At 65.9% G+C, this 22,524-nt stretch carries 16 protein-coding genes; 3 read left to right on the top strand and 13 right to left on the bottom strand.

Translation table 11 applies throughout. From position 1 onward, the window contains the following. Positions 1–164: 164 nt before the first annotated feature. The 6 genes from FHW97_RS12330 to FHW97_RS12310 are packed head-to-tail and all read right to left on the bottom strand — an operon-like array spanning position 165 to position 4,805. Positions 165–1,337, bottom strand: coding sequence for a glycosyltransferase (locus tag FHW97_RS12330; protein WP_022677369.1), 1,173 nt, complete (start codon positions 1,335–1,337; stop codon positions 165–167). Further along, entirely contained in the window at positions 1,337–1,885 is a 549-nt protein-coding gene (locus FHW97_RS12325) for a DUF2141 domain-containing protein (protein ID WP_022677370.1), read from the bottom strand. The genes FHW97_RS12330 and FHW97_RS12325 overlap by 1 nt, the downstream gene beginning before the upstream one ends. After that, complete coding sequence (locus FHW97_RS12320) at positions 1,882–2,781, bottom strand: hypothetical protein (protein ID WP_054131963.1); 900 nt, start codon at positions 2,779–2,781, stop codon at positions 1,882–1,884. The genes FHW97_RS12325 and FHW97_RS12320 overlap by 4 nt, the downstream gene beginning before the upstream one ends. Beyond that, on the bottom strand, positions 2,778–2,900 hold the full coding sequence (locus FHW97_RS22215; protein ID WP_255352205.1) for a hypothetical protein: 123 nt from the start codon (positions 2,898–2,900) through the stop codon (positions 2,778–2,780). Before FHW97_RS22215 ends, FHW97_RS12320 begins: the two co-directional genes overlap by 4 nt. Then, positions 2,893–4,005, bottom strand: a complete 1,113-nt coding sequence (locus FHW97_RS12315) for a glycosyltransferase (RefSeq protein WP_171799117.1) — start codon at positions 4,003–4,005, stop codon at positions 2,893–2,895. Before FHW97_RS12315 ends, FHW97_RS22215 begins: the two co-directional genes overlap by 8 nt. 20 nt (positions 4,006–4,025) lie before the next feature. Next, on the bottom strand, positions 4,026–4,805 hold the full coding sequence (locus FHW97_RS12310) for a DUF2334 domain-containing protein (protein ID WP_168351365.1): 780 nt from the start codon (positions 4,803–4,805) through the stop codon (positions 4,026–4,028). 234 nt (positions 4,806–5,039) lie between these two features. On the opposite strand from FHW97_RS12310, the gene FHW97_RS12305 reads away from it, so the two are divergent. Further along, complete coding sequence (locus FHW97_RS12305; RefSeq protein WP_171799116.1) at positions 5,040–5,720, top strand: alpha/beta hydrolase; 681 nt, start codon at positions 5,040–5,042, stop codon at positions 5,718–5,720. 155 nt (positions 5,721–5,875) lie between these two features. Here the strand turns inward: FHW97_RS12305 and glgX are convergent, their stop codons facing one another. The 7 genes from glgX to FHW97_RS12270 all read right to left on the bottom strand — a co-directional run bounded on the left by glgX (position 5,876) and on the right by FHW97_RS12270 (position 19,425). After that, complete coding sequence (gene glgX, locus FHW97_RS12300) at positions 5,876–7,657, bottom strand: glycogen debranching protein GlgX (RefSeq protein ID WP_171799115.1); 1,782 nt, start codon at positions 7,655–7,657, stop codon at positions 5,876–5,878. Further along, positions 7,657–9,288, bottom strand: a complete 1,632-nt coding sequence (locus tag FHW97_RS12295) for an alpha-D-glucose phosphate-specific phosphoglucomutase (RefSeq protein ID WP_171799114.1) — start codon at positions 9,286–9,288, stop codon at positions 7,657–7,659. Before FHW97_RS12295 ends, glgX begins: the two co-directional genes overlap by 1 nt. Next, entirely contained in the window at positions 9,285–10,733 is a 1,449-nt protein-coding gene (gene glgA, locus FHW97_RS12290) for a glycogen synthase GlgA (RefSeq protein ID WP_171799113.1), read from the bottom strand. Before glgA ends, FHW97_RS12295 begins: the two co-directional genes overlap by 4 nt. 169 nt (positions 10,734–10,902) lie before the next feature. Further along, positions 10,903–12,162 carry a glucose-1-phosphate adenylyltransferase gene (glgC, locus tag FHW97_RS12285; protein ID WP_171799112.1) on the bottom strand — a complete coding sequence of 420 codons (1,260 nt, stop codon included), beginning with the start codon at positions 12,160–12,162 and terminating at the stop codon, positions 10,903–10,905. 17 nt (positions 12,163–12,179) lie between these two features. Then, a complete protein-coding gene (gene glgB, locus FHW97_RS12280; RefSeq protein ID WP_171799229.1) occupies positions 12,180–14,360 on the bottom strand; it encodes a 1,4-alpha-glucan branching protein GlgB in 2,181 nt (726 codons plus the stop codon). A gap of 10 nt (positions 14,361–14,370) precedes the next feature. Beyond that, a complete protein-coding gene (locus FHW97_RS12275; protein WP_169048142.1) occupies positions 14,371–16,782 on the bottom strand; it encodes a glycogen/starch/alpha-glucan phosphorylase in 2,412 nt (803 codons plus the stop codon). Positions 16,783–17,346: 564 nt separating this feature from the next. Further along, positions 17,347–19,425 carry a TonB-dependent siderophore receptor gene (locus FHW97_RS12270; RefSeq protein ID WP_253941756.1) on the bottom strand — a complete coding sequence of 693 codons (2,079 nt, stop codon included), beginning with the start codon at positions 19,423–19,425 and terminating at the stop codon, positions 17,347–17,349. Between the two features lie 659 nt (positions 19,426–20,084). On the opposite strand from FHW97_RS12270, the gene FHW97_RS12265 reads away from it, so the two are divergent. Together FHW97_RS12265 and FHW97_RS12260 are read left to right on the top strand one after the other, a co-directional pair. Further along, positions 20,085–21,485: an aldehyde dehydrogenase gene (locus FHW97_RS12265; RefSeq protein ID WP_171799111.1), complete on the top strand. Its 1,401-nt coding sequence runs from the start codon at positions 20,085–20,087 to the stop codon at positions 21,483–21,485. A gap of 153 nt (positions 21,486–21,638) precedes the next feature. After that, entirely contained in the window at positions 21,639–22,490 is an 852-nt protein-coding gene (locus tag FHW97_RS12260; protein ID WP_054131968.1) for a p-hydroxycinnamoyl CoA hydratase/lyase, read from the top strand. Positions 22,491–22,524: the final 34 nt, after the last annotated feature.

The raw sequence follows: 22,524 nt of genomic DNA, 5'->3' as shown, positions 1-22,524 counted from the left end.
CGAAATAAAGGGGCGGCGGGGAAACCTGCCGCCCTTTTTCGTTGGTATCGCGCTTGGTTTCCACCACCCCCCGACCCCAGGAGGGGGAGCAGGCATAAAAAAGCCCCCTCTTCAGAGGAGGGAGGTGGTGGAAACCAAGCGCAAACCCGGCGCAAACCGCCAGATCAAGCCGCCTGGCGCGCCCCTGCCAGCACCGCTTCATAGCTGGCGAACAGCTCGCGGAAATGATCGTCCATCGTGCGCGGCGGCGGCAGGTCGGCGCGGGGGCCATCCAGCCCGCTTTCGCGCGCCAGGGCATATTGCGCCACGGCTTCAGTGGCGGCGGCGGCGTTGGCGGATTCATATATCCAGCCGTTCGACGCGCGCGCCTGGTCGCTCGCGCCGCCCTGGTCGGGCGCGATCAGCGGCAGGCCGCTGGCCCGGGCTTCGGCGGCGACCATGCAGAATGTCTCGGCCTCGCAGCCATGCAGCAGGGCATCGGTGCTGGCCATCACGCGGGCCAGTTCGTGGCGCTTGGTGATCGGGGCGAGCACGCGGATATGGGGATTGCCGCCAATGCGCCGCTCGATCGCCTTGCGTTCGCGTCCCTGGCCGGCCAGCACCATGCCCACGGGGCGGCGGTTTCCCGCGGCGGTGACGGCGTCAACCAGCATGGGCCAGCGCTTTTCCGGGGCAAAGCGGCCGACGCCCAGCAGCAGCGTGGCATCCTCTGGCAGCTCGCACAGCTCCAGCATGCCCTTGCGCAGCGCCAGATCGCGGAATTCGGGCGAGAAAATGCCGGGATCGACGCCCATCGGGTTGGTCACCACCCGCGTCAGGCCACCGGCAGTGAGCCGGTCAGACAGGCTGGCACTGGCGCTGACGATCATGTCATAGCGCTCGTCCAGGCGGCGCAGGTGCCGCCAATAGCGCTCGAAAGCCTTGTCGATCGTGGGCCGCGTAGCCACCGGATCGAACCAGCGATAGGCATAGGCCGAGAGCGGATCGGCATGCATGATCAGCGCACGCGGCGCGTGGCCGGGCCAATCGGCAATCACGCTGGCGCTGCGCCAGGGCGACGATGCTTCGACGAAATCGGGCTTTTCCTCGTCCAGCGCGGCATAGAGCGCGGGGATGTCGGAAAACCAGCGATAGTTGAAATCGAGCGGGAACAGCTGGCTCTTCAGCCAGCGGATGCGGCCATTGGGCCCACGCTCCTCGACATGGTCGCGCTGGCCAGGGGCGATGACGGTAATGTCATGCCCCAGCGCCGCCGCTGCCTTGAGCTTGCGATCGACATAGGTGCGCACCCCGCCGCCCTTGGGGGCGTAGAATGCGCTAACATCGACAAGCTTCATCACGCGCCCTTGAGTGGTCCCACCGACATCAGACCGTTACGGTAGTTCATCACGATCCGCAACGTGGTCGGCCCGTTTCCGGCAGAAACGGTGGCGCTGGCCGCCTTGGGCTTGGACCAGCCCAGGCGGGGGTTGCCGGAAAAGCCGATGCCATCGCGCTGCCAGTTGAACTTGCGGTTGCCGTCGCGGTCATGCAGCACCGAAACGGTGTATTGGCCAGGGCCGGGCAGGCGCACGCACAGGCGTGGCGTGGGTTCGGCCGGGGTGTTCACCTCCACGCGGCGAAACGTCTTGCCCGCGCCGACCAGCACGTTGTCGTCGGCCAGGAAATCGCTGTCGTTGGCCGGATAGACTTCCAGCTTGAGCTTGCCGGTGTGGTCCTTGAGGCCCAGGATATCGACCATGAACGAGGGGCCATGCTCGCCAGGGCGGCATTGGCCTTCGGCCTTGCCGAGATCGGGGGTGGACGGCGGCAGCGGGCCGGCGCCCCCCAACAGCAGGGCGGCGGGAATGACTGCGACAGGTGCCAGCAGGGCCAGCTTCTTCACGCGTTCTTCTCCTTCTGCACGAGATCCAGCAGCATCAGACCGATGAACAGGATCACGTGTGTGGCAACGATCAGCATCGATATCATCGCGATCATGACATCAGTCTGAACTCCCTTGCCCACGATCAGCGGCGTGATGCCGGCAAACGCGATATCCTTGTTGGGGATGAAGGGAAGGCGTGCCACCAGCAGGCGGATGGTGGAAAAGAGGATCCAGGTGCCGATCGACACCTCGGGCAGGATCAGGTGCCAGGACAAGGCGGTAAAGCCCATGCCGGCGGCAATGCGCAGGCAGTGGACCATGAAGACGAACCACAACGAGCGGCCCGAAAGGCTGAAAATGCCCTTGCGCAGGAACGTGATGACCAGCGAGGTCGCCAGGGCAAAGGCGATGGCCGAAACGATCAGCCAGGTGTTCTGGCCGAAATCGACCCGCCCGCTGACATACCAGGTAATGCCCATCATCAGGATCGTGATGATGTTGCCGGCCAGCGCCGAAAGGATCGCCACGTCCTTCACCGCGCCAAAGGGCGAACCCTCCATTTTTACATGGCGGCGCGCCCAGTCGTAGAAATAGACTTCCCCGACATAGCCGAGCAGCAGTTCGTTGCCGACCAGCTTCTTGAGCAGCGGCGCCAGGCCCGAAAACGGGATGCCCCACAGCTTGCGGAAGATCACCCAGTCGGCCACCGGCCCGGCAAAATAGCTGGCGGCCAGCACCAGCCAGATCAGCGGCGAGCGCGGGATGATCGATACCACCATCAGCCAGTTGAGCTGGCGCAGCTGCCACAGCACGGCGCACAGGATCGCCACCGAAACGGCGGGGCCCAGATAGGCGCTCCATTTGCGCAGGCCGCTGGCTTGGGGAGCGGTCTCGGGAATCGCGGGTGTCGTCATCGTTTCTCGTTCAGGCCCGGGCGCGGCGTTACAGCGAACATGGTCGCCGCGCTATCCGCTTTCTGCGGGTTGGCGTGCGCGACGGGTTCGCCCGTGCCGGGCAGCGGGTGATCAGCCATGGGCCAGTCGCTGCATTTCAACAACATAGCTTTGGGCGGCAATTTCCACAGTAAAACGGCGCGCCTGGGCGCGGGCGGCGGCCGAATCGAACGGCAGGCTGGTGATGCGATCCATCGCCGCGGCCAGCGCCGGCGCGTCGCGCACCGGCACGAGCAGGCCAAAGCGGCCCTGGCCGAGCAGATCGCCCATGCTCACGCTGCATGTCGTGGCTACCACCGGCAGACCGGCGGCCAGCGCCTCGGGCACCACGGCGGGCACACCTTCATAATCGGATGACATGACCAGCGCATCGGCGCCAAGCAGCGCGGCGGACACCGGATTGACATGGCCGGGCAGATCGACCCGATCGGCAATGCCCAGGCTGCGGGCGAGGGCTTCCAGGCTCTTGCGTGCCGATCCTTCGCCCAGGATGGTCAACCGGTCATCGCCCCGCGCAATCCGGGCAAAGGCGCGCAGCAGCAGCGGAAAGTTCTTTTGCGCTGCCAGCCGGCCGATCGCCAGGAAGCGGCGCCCGCCGGCCGCATCGCGCGGCGGGCGGGGCAGGGCTTCGAGGTGGGCGATCTGCGCCTCGTCCAGCGCGGGGTCATCGATGATCGCCACGCGTTCGGGCGGCGCGCGCATCAGCGTTTCCAGTTCGGCCCGCATCGGCGCAGCCATGCCGACCAGGCGATCGAGCAGGCGGCCCTGGATCTTGAGCCACAGGCGATAGAACGGCCGGGCCGGGGCGGGCAGATCGGTACGGGCCAGATCGTTGCTGATCTTGGCCAGGATCGGCGGGCAGCGCTTGCCCAGCAGCAGCCGCATGGTCACGGCCACCACGGTATAGGAATTGCCCGCGCAAAACAGCACATCGGGGCGGTGGCGGCGGATCGCGCCTGGCAGGCGCAGCATCATCCACAGCGTTTCCCAGGCGGCAGTTGGCACGCCATGGCTGTTGAACACATCGGCCTCAAGGCCCGGCCATTCGCCGCGCATCGCGCCCTGAGTGCGGCCCAGCACCAGGCGCGCATCGACGCCCTGCGCCAGCCAGGCGCGGTGCAGGCGCAGCGCCACGCGCTCCACCCCGCCCGGCTCGAAGCTGTGCAGGAAGGTCAGAACGCGCAAGGGTCGTTGCGTGGTCGCGGTCAAAACAGGCTCGTCGGGCCGGTCAGGCTGGCATAGCGCGCGGGTTCGTGGCTCTTGGCAAAGCGTGCCAGCGTGGCATCGATCGAGCGCAGCAGGGCAGGCACCGTAGTATCGCCGGGATGCACCGCCACGCGCACCGTCCGCGTCAGCGGCAGTGCCTGGCGGGCCAGGGCGGAAAACCACAGCGAAGAGCGGATGCGCGCCTTGCTGCGGCTGGCCCAGGTGATCACCGGCCCCTTGGCCAGTACTTCGCCGCTTTGCGGGCGCCACACTTTCATGTGGTCTTCGGCCAGGGCAAAGCCCAGCTCAGCCATGGCCTGGTGCGCGCCGGGGCCATAGAGCCAGGCCGGCGCGATGAAGCCGGTGACCGGGCGCCCCAGGATATCTTCGACTAGGGCCTTGCCCTGCGCCATGCGGGCCAGCGCCTCGGCATGGGGCAGGTTGAGGAATTCACCCTCGCCGGCGGTCATGTGCTTGCCCTTGAAGCCGGCCAGGCCTTGCTCTGCAGGGGTTTCGTCCTTGTGGCACCAGCCGTGCAGGAACATCTCGATGCCCATGTCGGCCCATTGCCGCAGCCGCGCCTGGAACGCGGCATTGCCCGCGAGCGGCGCGCTGCGCCAGTGATCCGGGATCACCAGCATGGCAAACTTGCCCGTGCCGAGATGGCCGGACAGGCGCTCTGCCAGGGCATCGACCTGCGCTTCGAAACGCGGGCTGACATCGTGGATCGAGGCCAGCAGGCGCTTGCGCGGCGCATCGGGAATCGCTGGTGCTGTCATGCCGGAAACGCTCGTGATCCCTTTCGTGGCGGCGCCAAGGCCCCCCTTGCACCGGCCCATGGGCCTGTCGCAAACGGCGGGAAAATGCAACCGGGTTCCGGTGCTTTGCCACCGGGCGCAAACCGCTGTCGCTTCATCGCCAGGTGATTGTCTATCTCGAAGATTGAGTTATCTCTTGTTCATGTCGGGACGTAAACCGAGTCGACCGGCCGCTTCCTTGGTGGGAGAACTTGTATGGCCCATGAACATGCCTTTAGCCGCACTGCCGATCCGATCATCCTGACCGTGCCGGGGCTGGACAATTCCGGTCCTGATCACTGGCAAACCATTTGGGAACAGACACTTCCCGATTGCCACCGGGTTGACCTCGGGCTGTGGAACGATCCGCACCGCAACACCTGGGTCAACAAGCTGGCCCTGGCGATCCAGCGTGCCCACGAAGGGGCCGGGCGCCCCGTCGTGCTGGTGGCGCACAGCCTGGGTTGCCTGGCCGTGGCCTGGTGGGCGGAGTATGAACGCCTGGCCAATGGCCCGCGGCAGATGCCGGTGATCGGCGCTTTGCTGGTGGCGCCACCCGATGTGGAAGACGGGGTGAAAGACCGCCGCCTGACCCGCTTTGCCCCGGTGCCCGAAACCGAGCTGCCGTTCCCCACGATCGTGGTGGGCAGCCGGGATGATCGCTATGCCACGCCAGGTGCAACACGCCGCCTGGCCCAACGCTGGGGCGCGCGCTTTGCCGATGCCGGCGCTGCCGGGCACATCAACGCGCAATCGGGCCTGGGTGAGTGGGCGTTCGGCCGCTTGCTACTCAACCGGCTGCTCCCCCGCGCGCTGTCACTCGATGATGGTCAGGCCACCTATGTGCCCGCGCCGCGCCGTTTCGTCGATCCGGCCCTGCGCCGCCTGGGGGCCTGACAAGGCGTTCAATCTCCCCTCCTCTTCAGAGGAGGGGTTGGGGGTGGTGCGAAGCCTTGTGCAAGGTGTCCACCACCCCCCGACCCCCTCCTCTAAAGAGGATGGGGAGGACAAATTTCTATTTCCCGTTCGCCCTGAGCCTGTCGAAGGGCCCCTCAGTCCAGCGCTACCCCATCGTTCCGGCTCACCCGAAAACCGGGCCGCGCCTGATCGGGCGCACGCCATTGCACCCCCGGGGTCGCCGGATCGTCCCATCGCGCGGCGTCCATCGCGGCGCCGTCGAGCGCCAGCCATTGACCATTCTCGGGAAAACGCGCCAGGTCACCCGTTCGAGCGGCAGAAAGCCGCGCCACGAAATCCTCAAGATCGCGATCGCGTGCCTGCCAGTCGATCCATGACAGCAGATTGTCCTGCGAATAGGCGTTGTTGTTGCCCTGCTGGCTGCGGCCAAACTCGTCACCGGCGGTCAGCATGATCGTGCCGGTTGACGCAAACAGCGTGCCCAGCAGCGCGCGCTGGGCTGCCTGGCGCCGCGCCAGCACGGCAGGATCGTCGCTCGGTCCTTCGGCGCCGTTGTTCCATGAATAGTTCTCGTCGTGCCCGTCGCGGTTGTTTTCGCCGTTGGCCTCGTTGTGTTTGTGGGCAAAGGCCACGCAATCGGCCAGGGTAAAGCCATCGTGCGCCGCCAGGAAATTGACGCTGCGGCACGGTGAGCTGTCACACGGGCCAAACACATCGGCCGAGCCGGCCAGCCGCGTGGCCAGCTGGCCCAATGTTCCATCCCCGCGCCAGAACCGCCGCACATCATCGCGAAAGCGGTCGTTCCATTCCAGCCAGTTGGCCGGAAACTGGCCGAGTTGATAGCCGCCCGGCCCGATGTCCCACGGTTCGGCAATCAGCACGCGGTCTGCCAGCAGCGGATCGGCGGCGATCTCGGCAAAGATCGGGGCATCGGCGGCAAAGCCCGGCCCGCGCGCCATGACCGGCGCCAGATCGAAGCGGAAGCCATCGACGCCGGCATGGGCCACGAAATGGCGCAGCGTATCAATCGTCAACTGGCGGACGTGAGGCTTCGCGAAATCGAGCGTGTTGCCGCAGCCAGTATCGTTGATCAGGCTGCCATCCGCAGCATGGCCATAGGCGGCGTTGTCCAGCCCGCGCAGGCTGACGATCGGCCCGGCCACGTCGCTTTCGCCGGTGTGGTTGAACACCAGATCAAGGATCGTGCCGATCCCCGCCGCGCGCAGGGTGGCCACGGTGTCGCGCAGTTCGGCGATCCCGCCCGGGCACAGCCCCGGATCGAGCGCCATGAACGCCACCGGGTTATAGCCCCAGGCATTGCGCAGGCCGAGTGGGGGCAGGTGGCGCTCGTCGATCCATGCCACGATCGGCGTCAGTTCCACTGCATTGACGCCCAGCTTGGCCAGATGCGCCAGCACGGCGGGATGGGCCAGCGCTGCCACTGTGCCGCGCAGATGCTGGGGCACTTCGGGATGCAGCATGGTAAAGGCGCGCACGTTCAGTTCATAAACCAGCCCGCCCGGCGCAAACAGCGGCGGGGCAGGGGGCACGGTAGGCAGATCGCCCGGCACGATGGCCTTGGGCACCAGTGCAGCCGTATCAATACCCAGCGCGGAAAGCGCAGGATCATAGACAAAGCGCTGGTCCAGTTCGACGGCATGGGGATCGACCAGCAGCTTGGCCGGATCGAACCACAGCCCGCGTTCGGGCGCCCATTCCCCATCGGCGCGATAGCCATAGCGCGTGCCGGCGTGATTGCCCGCCAGGGTCAGCGTCCAATCGTCGCCCGCGCGTACCATGGCATGGCGCGTTTCGGCGCCTTGCGCATCGAACAGGCACAGCCACACCGCATCGGCCAGCGGCGCGCGCACCCGCCAGGCCGTGCCGGCAGGGACAGGGTGCGCGCCGTGGTCCATCAGGTGATCACGTCGGGGGCGGTGCGGCCGGTGTGGGCGACGATGCCGGCCACGGCATCGGCTGCGGCAATCAGGTCGGCCAGCATGTCGCTGGTTTCACGGTCAAGATAGCCGTCCGCCGGCTCATAGCGTTCGAGATAGACGCGCAGCGTCGCCCCTTCGGTGCCGGTGCCCGACAGGCGGAAGACGATGCGCGATCCGCCTTCGAACAGCACGCGCAGGCCCTGGTTGGCGCTGGTGCTGCCATCGACGGGATCGAGATAGGAAAAGCTGTCTGCCGTGGCGACGGTCAGCGGGCCAAAGCTTTGCCCCGGCAGGCTGGCGAGCTTGCCGTTGAGCGCGGCGATCAGGGCATCGGCCTGCTCGGTCGGCAGCCCTTCATAATCGTGGCGGGCATAATAGTTGCGGCCATACTTGGCCCAGTGTTCGCGCGCCAGTTCGTCCACGCTGATCTTGCGCACGGCCAGAATGTTGAGCCACAGCAGCACCGCCCACAGGCCGTCCTTTTCGCGCACATGGTCCGATCCGGTGCCGGCGCTTTCCTCGCCGCAGATCGTCGCCATGCCCGCGTCGAGTAGGTTGCCGAAGAACTTCCAGCCGGTAGGCGTCTCGTAATAGGGAATGCCCAGCGCCTCGGCCACGCGATCGGCCGCCGCGCTGGTCGGCATCGAGCGGGCGATCCCGGCGAGGCCCCGGGCATAGCCGGGCGCCAGGTGGGCATTGGCGGCCAGCATGGCCAGGCTGTCTGATGGGGTGATGAAACGGCCCTTGCCGACGATCAGGTTGCGATCGCCGTCGCCATCCGATGCCGCGCCGAAATCGGGCGCGTTGGGGCCGAACATCGTATCGAACAGCGCCTTGGCATGGACCATGTTGGGATCAGGGTGATGCCCGCCGAAATCCTCCAGCGGCACGCCGTGGCGCACCGTGCCGGGCGCAAAGCCCAGCCGCTTTTCCAGGATTTCCGTGGCATAGGGGCCGGTCACGGCATGCATGGCATCGAATGCCATGGTCAGGCCATCGGCCACGGCAGCGCGGATCGCGGCAAAATCGAACAGCGTTTCCATCAGGTCGGCATAGTCAGCCACCGGATCGATCACCGAGACCTGGCACCCGCCCACGTCGACGCTGCCGCAGGTGTCGAGGTCGATGTCAGCGGCGTCCACCGCCAGCCAGCGGTCGATCGTCTGCGTGCGGGCATAGATCGCCTCGGTCACGCCTTCGGGCGCCGGGCCGCCATTAGCGATGTTGTACTTGATGCCGAAATCCTCGTCCGGCCCGCCGGGGTTGTGGCTGGCCGAGAGGATCAGGCCGCCGCTCGCCTTGTAGCGGCGGATCACGTTGCTTGCGGCCGGCGTGGAGAGGATGCCGCCCTGGCCGACCAGCACCTGGCCATAGCCATTGGCTGCGGCCATGCGGATCGCCTGCTGGATCACCGTGCGGTTGTGGTAGCGCCCGTCGCCACCGATCACCAAGGTGCTGCCGGCCTCGCGCTCCACCACATCGAACACCGCCTGGATGAAGTTTTCGGCATAGTTGGGCTGAGCAAACACGCGCACTTTCTTGCGCAGGCCCGATGTGCCCGGCTTTTGCCCGGCATAAGGCGTGGTCTGGTGGGTGGTGATCGTCATTCTGCCCCCGCAAGTTGGCGATAGAGCGCAGCATAGGCGTGCCCGCTGCGCTTCCATGAAAAGTCCGTCTTCATGCCTGTTCGCTGCATCTGCGTCCAGACATCGCGCTGCCCATAAAGGGCAATCGTGCGCGTTATCGCATCTGCGAAAGAAGGATAGGTGACACCGTGGAACGTCACCCCAGTGGCCGCCTGGCCGTTGATCGCCGCCAGGTTGGCATCCACCACGGTATCGGCCAGGCCCCCGGTATGTGCCACCACCGGCACACAGCCATAGGCTAGGCCATAAAGCTGCGTGAGGCCGCAAGGTTCGAACCGGCTGGGCACCAGGATCGCGTCGCCGCCGCCCTGCATGCGGTGCGACAGCGCCTCGTCATAGCCGATGCGCAAGGCGACCCGCCCGGGATGGCGCGCAGCGGCAGCATGCAGGCCGGCCTCCATCGCCGGATCGCCCGCGCCAAGCAGCGCCAGCCGCCCGCCCAGGCCCACGAGGTGGTCGATCACTTCCAGCAGCACGTCGATGCCCTTCTGCCAAGTCAGCCGGGTGACGCACACGAACAGCGGCCCATCGCCCTGTTCCAGATGGAACTCCCGCTCCAGCGCGCGCTTGTTGGCGGCACGCCGGGCGAGCGAGCGCCAGGAATAGGTCTGCAGCAGGTGCTGGTCGGTTTCAGGGTTCCACACCGCCGGATCGATGCCGTTGACGATGCCGTGCACACGATCGCCCTTGGTGGCGATCAAGCCTTCCAGCCCCATGCCAAAGGCAGGATCGCGGATTTCGCGGGCATAGGTGGGGCTCACCGTAGTGATCGCGCTGGCGCTTTCCAGCCCCGCTTTCAGAAAGCCCACGCCGCCGTGGTATTCCACCCCGTCGATTGCCCAGGCCCACGAAGGCAGCCCCATCAGGGCAAAGATATCGGCGCCATAATAGCCCTGGAACGCCATGTTGTGGATGGTCATGACCGAGGGGATCGCCGTGCCGGCGGGGGCAAAGCGCATATAGGCCGGGGCCATCGCCGCCTGCCAATCGTGCGCGTGGGCCAGATCGAACGCCTGGCCTTTCACCGCGCCGCCCGCCACATCGGCGGCCGCGCGGCCAAACGCGGCAAAGCGGCGCCAGTTGTCGCCCCAGTCGCGCCCGGCCAGATCGGCATAGGGGCCACCTTCGCGGGCAAACAGGTTGGGGCTGTCGACCACCAGCAGCGGATGGTTGCCCAGCTTGCCCGCCAGCAGCCGGGCCGGCTCGCCCAGCAGGCTGTCCCAGTGGTGGACCGCCTTGGCCTTGCCCAGCGCCTTGGTCACGGCGGGATAGCCCGGCAGGATCGTGGTCATCGCCACGCCATGCGGCGCCACGGCATCGGGCAGGGCGCCGGCCACATCGGCCAGCCCGCCGGTCTTGATCAGTGGCACCGCTTCGGATGCGATGGAAAGAACGCGCAAGGTCATTCCAGTCTCCCCGGCCAGCCAGCCGGTCTCAAGCCATCTTTGTTCCTCTCCTTCGTCACCCCGGACTTGTTCCGGGGTCCAGCTTGCCGCCTTTGGCGGAACAAGCGGAAAGAAGCGGGGCCCCGGATCAAGTCCGGGGCGACGACAGGTTGTGTTACGGTGGTTGGCGCTAAACCAGCTTGTCGATCATCGCCTTGGTGATGAGGCAGACACCGTTGTCGGTGCGGCGAAACCGCCGCGCGTCGAGGTCGGGATCTTCGCCCACCACCAGCCCTTCGGGAATGCGCACGCCCGAATCAAGGATCACGCGGCTAAGCTTGGCACCCCGGCCGATGTTGCAATAGGGCAGAATCACGCCTTCCTCCACGCTAGAGAATGACCCCATCTTGACCCCGGTGAACAGCAGGCTGCGCTTGGCCAGCGCGCCCGAAACGATGCAATCCTGGCTGATCAGCGAGGAAATCGCCATACCGCGCCGCCCTTCCTCGTCGTGCACGAACTTGGCCGGGGCGGCGATGATCTGGTCGGTCCAGATCGGCCACTCGCGATCGTACATGTTGAGCTTGGGCACGGTGTCGGTCAGGTCGAGGTTAGCCTCGAAATAGGCGTCGAGCGTGCCCACGTCGCGCCAGTATTCCTCGATTTCGTCGGCCGCGCGGATGCAACTGTTGCTGAAGCGGTGGGCCACCGCCTTGCCGTGCTTGACGATGTAGGGGATGATATCGCCGCCAAAATCGCGATTCGAGCCTGGGGTTGCCGCATCGCGGCGCAACTGGTCGAACAGGAATTCGGTCTCGAACACATAGATGCCCATCGATGCCAGGGCATGGTCCGGGTCGCCCGGGATGGTCGGCGGATCGGCCGGCTTTTCGACAAAGCTGGTGATCACGCTGTCTTCGTCCACGCCCATCACGCCAAAGCCGGTCGCCTCGGCCTTGGGCACCACCAGGCAGCCCACGGTTACGTCGGCCCCCGAATTGACGTGCTGCTGCAGCATCAATTCGTAGTCCATCTTGTAGATGTGGTCGCCCGCCAGGATTACCATGTGCTTGGGCGCATGGGCCTGGATGATGTCGATGTTCTGATAGACCGCGTCGGCCGTGCCTTCATACCACAACAGCTCGGAAATGCGCTGCGAGGCGGGCAGGATGTCAAAGCTTTCGTTGCGTTCCGGGCGCATGAAGTTCCACGCGCGGTTCATGTGCCGGATCAGCGAGTGCGCCTTGTATTGCGTCGCCACGCCGATGCGGCGGATGCCCGAATTGATCGCGTTCGACAGGGCAAAGTCGATGATCCGGCTGACCCCGCCGAAATAGACGGCCGGCTTGGCGCGGTTGTCGGTCAGTTCCTTCAACCGGCTGCCGCGTCCGCCAGCCAGGACATAGGCCATGGCATCGCGAGCCAGGGGTTGCCCATAGGTTTTGCGCATCCGTTCCTCCTGGCCGTTCATTCGGCCTTGATCTGACATTCAAACATCATCGTTGAAAGCGGCGGCAGGATGACAAACGCCGCCCCGTCTTCCGCCACGATCTTTCCGGCATTGCCCTGGCCGCTGCCGCCATAGTGCGCCGCGTCAGAGTTGAGCACTTCGCGCCATTCCCCGTCGTGCGGCAGGGGCAGGCGATAATGGTCATGCAAGGCGGGCGTCATGTTGCACACCACCACCACTGGGGCATGGCCGGGCGCGCGGCGCACCCAGGCAAACACGCTGGCCAGCGCATCGTCCACCACCAGCCATTCAAACCCTTCGCCCTCGCAATCGCGCGCGTGCAGCGCGGGCAGGGCGGCATAGGCGCGGTTCAAATCGCGCACCCAGGCCTGCATGCCGGCGTGGGGGGCATGGTCGAGCATGTCCCAATCGAGCGCGCGCGCCTCGCTCCATTCGCGGCGCTGGGCAAATTCCTGGCCCATGAACAACAGCTTCTTGCCGGGATAGCCCCACATCATCCCGTAATAGGCGCGCAGGTTCGCAAACTTGTGCCAGTCATCGCCGGCCATCTTGCCCAGCATGCTGCCCTTGCCGTGGACCACTTCGTCATGGCTGATCGGCAGCACGAAGTTTTCGGTGAAGGCATAGACCAGCCCGAAGGTGATCTCGTTGTGGTGATAGCGGCGGTGAACTGGGTCCCGCGCCATGTAGCGCAGGGTATCGTTCATGAACCCCATGTTCCACTTGAAGCCGAAGCCCAGGCTGCTCGGCCGCTCGCCTTCGTCCAGCGCGGGCTGGGTGACGCCGGGCCAACTGGTCGATTCCTCGGCCATGGTCATCACGCCGGGGCAGGTGCCATAGACCGCCTGGTTCATCGCCCGCAGGAAATCGACCGCTTCCCAGTTCTCGCGCCCGCCCTGGGCATTGGGAATCCATTCGCCGCTCTTGCGCGAATAATCGCGGTACAGCATCGAGGCGACCGCATCCACGCGCAGCCCATCGACGTGATAGCGTTCGGCCCAGAACAGCGCATTGTTGATCAGGAAATCGCGCACCTCGCGCCGGCCGAAATTGTAGATCGCGGTGTTCCAATCGGGGTGGAACCCCTGGCGCGGGTCTTCATGTTCATAGAGCGCGGTGCCATCGAACCGCGACAGGCCATGCGCGTCGGTGGGAAAATGCGCCGGCACCCAATCGATCAGCACGCCCAGCCCGGCGCGGTGCGCGCCATCGACAAAGCGGGCAAAGCCCATCGGCTCGCCAAACCGGGCCGACGGGGCATAGAGCCCGGTGGTCTGATAGCCCCAGCTCGGGTCATAGGGATGCTCTGACACCGGCAGGAACTCGATATGGGTAAAGCCCATGTCGACGGCATAGGGGATCAACTGGTCAGCCAGTTCGTCCCAGCTGTAGAACTCGCGCCCGTCACCGGGCTTGCGCCACGATCCGGCATGGACCTCATAGATCGAGATTGGCTGGCGGCGCGGATCGGCCTTCTCCCAGAACGCGCGGTGTTCAGCATCGCCCCAGGCGTGGGGCGGGGCGTCGAGCGTGATCGAGGCAGTGTGCGGTCGCAGTTCTGCCGCCAGGGCATAGGGATCGGCCTTGTACGGCTGCACCGTGCCATCACTCGCCACGATGCGATACTTGTAGGGCCGCCCGCCGCCGATGTCGGGCAGGAACAGTTCCCAGATCCCCGTGTCGCTGCGGCGGCGCATGGGGTGGCGGGCGCCATCCCAATCGTTGAAATCGCCCACCACGCTCACCAGCCGGGCGTTGGGCGCCCAGACGGCAAAGTGCACGCCGCGTGCGCCTTCGTGATCGATCACGTGGGCGCCCAGCTTGTCGAACAGGCGGTGGTGGGTGCCCTGGCCGATCAGGAAATCATCCACCGGGCCCAGCACCGGCCCGAACGAATAGGGATCGGTCACCTGCCAGCTATGTTGCCCGGCCTGGCAGGCATAGCGCACCGGCTGCGGTGACCCGGCCACTGGCCCTTCGAAGAGGCCGCGCGGATCGACACGTTTCAGAACGCCCAGCGACGTCCCGTCAAGGGCGAACGCTTCTGCCCGTTCGGCGCCGGGCAAAATGGCGCGGGCAAAGGCACCTTGCGGGCCGGGATGCACCCCCAGCAGGGAAAACGGATCGGCATGGGTGCCGTCAAGCAGCGCCGTGATTGCCTCGGCCGGGGGGTGCAGGCTCAGGATGTCACACTCCCCAGATGTCGCGGGCATATTCGCCGATCGTGCGATCGGACGAGAACCAGCCCACGTTGGCGATGTTGCGGATGGCGCTGGCGCGCCACGCCGGCTGGTTGGCCCAGCGCGCGTCGACCCCGCGCTGCGCGGCGTGATAGGCGTCGAAATCGGCCGCAACCAGGAACCAGTCGCTGTCATAGAGCCCGCCCATCAGCCCGGCATAGCGGTGCGGATCGTCGGGCGAGAACACGCCGCTGGCAATGGCCGAGATCGCCTGCTGCAACTCGCGGCTGCCCTCGATCACGGCGCGCGGGTTATAGCCATCGGCGCGGATCGCCGCCACTTCCTCGGCGGTCTTGCCGAAGATCACGATGTTGTCATCGCCCACGCGGTCCTTGATCTCGATGTTGGCGCCATCGAGCGTGCCGATCGTGAGCGCGCCGTTAAGCGCGAACTTCATGTTGCCGGTGCCCGATGCTTCCATCCCGGCCGTGGAAATCTGTTCCGAAAGATCGGCGGCAGGGATGATGCGTTCGGCCAGGGTCACGTTGTAGTTGGGCACGAACACCACCTTGAGCAGGCCCCCGACCGAAGGATCGGAGTTGACGCGGCGGGCAATGTCGTTGGCCAGTTTGATGACCAGCTTGGCGTTGTGATAGCTCGACGCCGCCTTGCCCCCAAAGATCTTTACGCGCGGGGTCCAGTCGCGTTCCGGGTGGCTGCGAATTTGATCATAGAGCGCGACTGTTTCGATCAGGTTGAGCAGTTGGCGCTTGTATTCGTGGATGCGCTTGATCTGCACGTCGAACAGGGCATCGGGATCGATCCTGACGCCGGTCAGTTGCTTGATATGCCCGGCCAGCGCCACCTTGTTGGCGCGCTTTACCTCGGCAATGCGTTCGCCAAGCTGCGCGTCATCGGCCATCGCGTTGAGATCGGACAGCTTTTCGGCATCGTCGAGGAACGCATCGCCGATTGCGTCCTTGATCACGCCCACCAGCCGCGGGTTGCACTGCTGCAACCAGCGGCGCGGGGTGACGCCGTTGGTCTTGTTGTTGATGCGCGTGGGATAAAGGGCGTGAAGATCGGCAAACACCGTGGTCTTCATCAGCTCGGTATGCAGCGCGGCCACGCCGTTGATCGAATGCGCGCCCACGAAGGCCAGGTTGGCCATGCGCACGCGCCGCTCGCCGCCCTCGTCGATCAGGCTGATCGCGGCGATCGCACGGTCGTCCAGCCCGGCCTTGCGCGCTTCGCGCAGCACGCGGCTGTTGATCGCATAGATGATCTGCATGTGGCGCGGCAGCAGGCGTTCGAACAGCGGCAGCGGCCAGCTTTCCAGCGCTTCGGGCAGCAGGGTGTGGTTGGTATAGCCCACCGTGCGCTTGGTCACGTCCCAGGCCTCGTTGAACTCAAGCCCGTACATATCCACCAGGATGCGCATCAGTTCGGCCACGGCCACGCTGGGGTGCGTGTCGTTGAGCTGGATCGCGGCCTTTTCGGGCAGGGTGCGCACATCGCCATGGTATTGCGCGTGGCGGCGCACGATGTCTTGGATGGAGGCGGAGGTGAAGAAGTATTCCTGGCGCAAGCGCAGTTCCTGGCCGGCCGGCGTGCTGTCGGCCGGATAGAGCACGCGCACCAGGGCATCGGCGCGCACCTGCTCGGCCAGCGCGCCAGCGTGGTCACCGGCGTTGAACGCGTCGAGGCGGATGGGATCGAGCGGGTTGGCGGTCCACAGGCGCAGGGTGTTCACCCGCTTGCCCTTGTAGCCCACCACGGGCGTATCGACGGCGCTCGCCTCGACCTTTTCATGCGGGCGCCATTCCACGCCATCGCCGTTGTCGATCACCTCGCCGCCAAAGCCGATCATATAGGCGCTTTCGCGGCGATCGAACTCCCACGGGTTGCCGTGGCTCAGCCAGGTTTCGGGCAGTTCCACCTGCCAGCCATCGTCGATGCGCTGGCGGAACATGCCGTTCACATAGCGGATGCCATAACCGTAGGCGGCAATGTCCAGGCTCGCCAGGCTTTCCATGAAGCAGGCAGCCAGGCGGCCCAGGCCGCCGTTGCCCAGCGCCGCATCGGGTTCCAGCTCTTCCAGCGCGGCCAGGTCAAAACCATGGCTGGCCAGCGCCTTTTCCATTTCGCGCGTCAGGCCCAGGTTCGACAGCGCGTCGCGCAGCAGCCGGCCGATGAGGAATTCCAGGCTGAGATAGTAAACCCGCTTGCCGCCCTGGTCATAGGTCTTGCGGGTGGATTCCATCCAGCGATCGATGATCACGTCGCGCAGCGCCAGGCAGGTGGCGGTGTACCAGTCGTGGGGCTTGGCGGCCCGTTCATCCTTGCCCACGCGGTGCCGCAGCACATCGATGATGTGGGCGTCGATCTCGGCAACCTTGGACGTGATTTCGAGGCTCATGGCTATTGCTCCACCTGCTTGGGCCGTGCCGTGCTGCGCGCTTGCGGGCGCAACATGGACCAGGCCGGTTATCCCGGCCTTCCTGTGGCTCCTGCCCCCGTGTCACGCAGATCCGGCGCCGCCCCCTTGCGACACGCGGCCCCCGGCCAGCGGCTTGTTGCCGCAGCCTGGCATGCACCGGCTGCGACCTCCCGTTGCCAGGGGTAAGCCAGCCTTGCCCCCGCCGACAAGCGCAGAGTTTTGCCCGTCACCAGATTGGTGGAAATCGCGCCGGCCCACAGGCCTTCGTCATGGCCGCCTGCGGCCCTGGTCTTGCGTATGATCGCCCGGTGCAAAAGCCCATCCCCCAAGGCCGTGCGCGCTGCCCTTGCGCGTCTGCCCACGGCTGGAACGCTAGGCGCAAATCCTGGATGTGTCTGCCCGTCGCAGGATAGAATACGATTGCAGGCTGGATGTGCAGCAGCCGGGCTGCGACAGGCTCAGCCTGAACGGTCTGATAGTCCAGAACCCCGTTCGCCCCGAGCCTGTCGAAGGGCCTTTCGTGAAAGCGCTGGCCCGGCGCGCTTACCGCATCCCAATTCGCAGGCCGGCCCACAGCGTGCGCGGCGTGCCGATATCGATCGTGCCGCCCGAATTGCGCGTGACGATCGTGGTATCGAACAGGTTTTCGCCGCGCAGCACCAGGCTGGCCCAGCTGGTCAGCGGGACCTGGGCAAAGGCATCGAGCGTGGTGGCCGCGCGCAGCGGCGCGGTTTGCAGATCGTCTTCATAGGCCAGGCCCACGTGCCGCAGGGTCAGCGCCCCGGTCCAGTGCGGGGCGGGGTGCCAGGCGAGCGTGCCGCTGGCGGCAATGCGCGGCGTCTGCGCCGGGCGCATGCCATTCAGCGCGGTGCCCGGCGCTTCCACCTTGGCATCGGTCCACGCCAGGCTGCCGTTGAATGACACCGTGCCTGCAGTCACCTCGGCGCCCAGTTCCACGCCGCGCGCATGGACGGCGGCCACGTTCTGGCGCTGGCGCACCGTGGTATTGCCGGTGGACGACAGCGTCACGTTGGCGATCGCATCCTTCACCTTGTTGTCGAACGCGGTGACCGACAGCATCACGCCCTTGGCCGGGGTCAGGTCGATGCCTGCTTCAAAGCCCAGCAGGCGCTCGTTCCTGAGCGTGGGATTGCGCTGCGTGGTGGTCAGCGACACGCCGCCATTGCCATTGGGGGCGGCCAGCGTGAACGAACGATACAGTTCGTTGAGCGTGGGCAGGCGCAGCCCGGTATAGGCCGCGCCGCGCAGCGCCGCCCATGATGCGGCATTGAGCATCGCGCCAGCGCGCCAGCTGCCCTGCCAGCCGCTGCGCGCGGCAACGGCCGGATCGGTGGCCGATGTGCTGGTCACCACGCCGGCAGCGTTGCGCTCCTCATAATGGCCCTGGGTGATCGCCCAGCGATCGGCGCGCCCGCCGGCGGTCAGCACCAGCGTCCCCAGCGTCCAGTCGTCCTCGATGAAAAAGCCGACGTCATCGGTGTGCCCGCCGGCGCGGCGCCGTGCCGTGACCAGGCCGGTTGCCGCCGACAGCGCATTTTCCTTGGTCTCGCCCTCGGCCCGGCGCCAGTCGGTGCCCAGCTTGAGCACGTGGCCACCGCCCACCGGCGGCCGCAGTTCCAGCTTGCCGCCCAGGCCAGTGGATGGCGTGGCGTATTGGTCCAGCGTCTTCTTGAAGCTGGTGGAACTGACCGTCACGGCGTGGAAATCGCGCGTCTGGACATAGGCCAGCGCATCGAACTGCCACGCCCCACGGCCAACCAGGCGCAGGCTGGCGTCCTGCCCGCTGATGCCATTGTCGGCGCCGGCAAAGCGCAGCGTGCGGTTGTCTTCGAATGCAGCGACGCGGGCCTGCAATTCGACGTCCGGCGTCAAGGGCGCCACGGCGCGCACGCCGGTTGACCAGCTGTCATAGCGCGCCCGCACGCTGGCCGGCACGCGCTGGCTTTCCGGCGTGGTCCAGAACCCCTGGCCCCGGTCCCACCGGCCGGTGACGACGGCAAAGCCCTGGCCGAGCTTGGGGGCAAGCGCTGCCGAAAGCGACGTCTCGCCCCGATCATCGACCATGCCCTGCGCATTGAGCAGGCCCAGGCTCTGCGCCCCCGCACTGGTCATGTCCACGGTACCGGCCACCGCGCCGGCGCCGAACGCGCCCGAGCCGCCGCCGCGCTGCACGCGCACGCTGGCCAACCGTTCGGGATCGATCGCGGTCATCGGGATATAGCCGAAGAACGGGTCGGCCATCGGTACGCCATCGAGCAGCACCAGCGTGCGGCTGGTGGCATTGCCACCCAGCGCGCGCAGCGTGATGCCCTGCGCCGAAGGGTTGGACGCGCGGCTGTCTGAACGGCGAAACTGTTGCACGCCGGCGGCCGAGAGCAGCGCATCATCGATTCGCCCCGATGCCGTAGCCTGAAGCTGCGCGGCGGAGATGGTCTGGGTATCATAAGCCGGAGCCGCCGGGCTTTGCCCCAGGCCTTCACCCGTCACCACGATGGTCGCGCCGCCATCACCCGCATCAGGTGCCTCGGCCGCCCAGGCTGCACTCGGCAGGGCCTGCCCGAGTGCGGCCGAAACCAGCGCGGCAGGCGCAAGCGACGCCAACAGAACGGAACGGGATTTTGCAACTCTCACGTGCACTTGGCTTTATCCTCTCGTGACGGTCCAGGGCCGGCCGCCCTTATGATCGGGCCGCATGGCGCCGTCATCCGCGTTCGTTATATTTTTTGGCTTGGGCCTGAACCATGCGGCTTTGCTGCCACATGCCCCCCGGCTCGGCCTCGCCACGATGGTCGTTTGCCGGCCCGCGCGCCATTGATCCTAGGAACAATACGCGGCCTTTTGCTCGGCAAAACCAGACGAAAAAAAAGGCCGCACCAGATGGGCGGCCCTTGGATAGTTTGGGAGAGGATGCCTGAAAGGCCCGTCCCTTTTGTCTGCCGCAGCGCAAAAGCGCAAGTGCGAAAATTTGGTATACAGTTGCATATAATGCAATTGTTAACGCGCTTGCAGGAAACGCTGTTTCCCCCATGGAACTATGGATACGGGTCAAAATTATGGAAATAAACAGAAAAACCTGATTGAAACATCTGCAACCGGTTGGCGCTGATGCGCAATTTGCAAACTGCTAAGCCCGTTCGCCTAGGCGAAATGACAGGGTGGGGGCTTACCCTTTCGGGCACGCCTTGGCCACGGATGACAGTCCCGTGTTGCAGGCTCCCGGGATGATTGCTATAAACCATAACATAATTGGGAGACTCACGATGCAGTTCGAACGGCGCAATCCCCTTGATGGTACGGTGGCCTCCTCGGCGCAGGCCATGCAGGCGGCCGACATTCCCGCGATCACGGCCAAGGCGGCCGCTGCCTTTCCCGCGTGGGCTGCGCTGGGCCCCAATGCCCGCCGCGCCGTGCTGATGAAGGCTGCCGCCGCGCTCGAAGCGCGCGCCGATGCCTTTGTCGAGGCGATGATGGGCGAAATCGGCGCGACCAAGGGCTGGGCGCTTTTCAACCTGGGCCTGGCAGCCAGCATAGTGCGCGAAGCGGCGGCCCTTACCACGCAGATCGCTGGTGAAGTGATTCCGTCCGACAAGCCCGGCTGCCTGGCCATGGCGCTGCGCGAACCGGTCGGCACGATCCTGGGCATCGCTCCGTGGAATGCGCCGATCATCCTGGGCGTGCGCGCCATCGCCGTGCCGCTGGCCTGTGGCAACGCCGTGATCCTCAAGGCATCGGAACAGTGCCCGCGCACCCATGCCCTGATCATCGAGGCCTTTGCCGAGGCCGGCTTCCCCGAAGGCGTGGTCCAGGTCGTCACCAATGCCCCGGCCGATGCCGGAGCCGTGGTCGGCGCGTTGATCGATGCGCCGCAGGTCAAGCGCATCAACTTCACCGGCTCCACCGCCGTGGGCAAGATCATCGCCACGCGCGCGGCCGGCCACCTCAAGCCCTGCCTGCTCGAACTGGGCGGCAAGGCGCCGCTGATCGTGCTGGAAGATGCTGATCTGGATGAAGCGGTCAAGGCCGCCGCGTTCGGCGCCTTCATGAACCAGGGCCAGATCTGCATGAGCACCGAGCGGATCATCGTGGTCGAGGCCGTGGCTGCCGAATTTGCCAAGCGGTTCAAGGCCAAGGTCGAAACCCTGGCCGTGGGTGACCCGCGCGAGGGCAAGACCCCGCTGGGCGCGGTGGTCGATGCCAAGACTGTGGCCCATTGCCAAAGCCTGGTGCAGGACGCGCTCGACCATGGCGCCACGCTGCTGACCGGTGGTGACACCACGCACAACGTGCTGATGCCCGCCCATGTCGTCGATGGCGTGACGCAGGGCATGAAGCTCTTCCGCGATGAAAGCTTCGGCCCGGTGGTCGGCGTGATTCATGCCCGCGATGAAGCCCATGCCATCGAACTGGCCAACGACAGCGAATATGGCCTCTCGGCCGCGGTATTCACTCGCGACACCGCGCGCGGCCTGCGCGTGGCGCGCCAGATCCATTCGGGCATCTGCCACGTCAACGGCCCCACCGTGCACGATGAAGCACAGATGCCCTTCGGCGGCGTCGGCGCCTCGGGCTACGGCCGCTTTGGCGGCAAGGCCGGCATCGACAGCTTCACCGAACTGCGCTGGATCACCATGGAAACCCAGCCCGGCCACTTCCCGATTTAACCGTTCCATCCCCTCGTCATCCCGGGCTTGACCCGGGATCCCGCTTCTTTCCTTGCGACCAGCAAAGCGGGACCCCGGATCAAGTCCGGGGTGACGAAACAAAAAATCCGATTTCTCCCAATTCGCAAGATCAAGACCAGAAAGGACAAGAGCATGGCAGACGAACAGGCCGTTCGCGCGGAAGAGGATACCGTTGCCGTCACGATCGAGAACCGCATCGCCTGGGTGCGTTTCAATCGCCCGGAAAAGCGCAACTGCATGAGCCCCAAGCTCAACCGCCAGATGCTCAAGGTGATCGAAGAACTCGAATTCCGTGACGACGTGGGCGTGCTGGTGCTGTCGGGCGAGGGCGATGCCTGGTCGGCCGGCATGGATCTCAAGGAATACTTCCGCGAAACCGAAGCGCAGGGCCTGTGGGCGATCCGCAAGTCGCAGCGCGAAGCCTATCGCTGGTGGAACCGCCTGCGCTGGTATGAAAAGCCCACGATCGCCATGGTCAACGGCTGGTGCTTCGGCGGCGGCTATGGCCCGCTCTATGCGTGCGATATCGCCGTCGCTTCCGACGATGCGCAGTTCGGCCTGTCGGAAATCAACTGGGGCATCCTGCCGGGCGGCGGCGCGTCCAAGGTGGCGGCCGATCTCATGCCGCTGCGCAAGGCGATCTATCACGCCATGATGGGTGAAAACCTCACCGGTCCGCAGGCGGCGGCGCAAGGGCTGGTTACCGAATCCGTGCCCCACGCCCAGCTCAAGGCCCGCGTGACCGAGATTGCCGAGGCGCTGCTCAAGAAGGACGGCCATGCCCTGCGCGCCACCAAGTGGGCCGTGCGTCGCATGATCGACATGACCTATGAAAACGCCGAAGACTATCTGATCCGCGCCCAGGAAGCGCTGCACAGCTATGGTGGCGTGGCCGCCCGCAAGGAAGCCACGCGCCAGTTCCTCGATGAAAAGAGCTTCAAGCCCGGTCTCGGCACGTTCGATACGTCCAAGGTCAAGGGCTGATCCACACTCTGCTGCGGCAGGCGCAAGCCCCGGT

The sequence above is a fragment of the Novosphingobium sp. SG754 genome (assembly GCF_013149315.1).
Classification (GTDB): domain Bacteria; phylum Pseudomonadota; class Alphaproteobacteria; order Sphingomonadales; family Sphingomonadaceae; genus Novosphingobium; species Novosphingobium capsulatum.
Note: the sequence above shows the minus strand (reverse complement) of the source record. Positions and strands in the feature narration are given on the sequence as shown.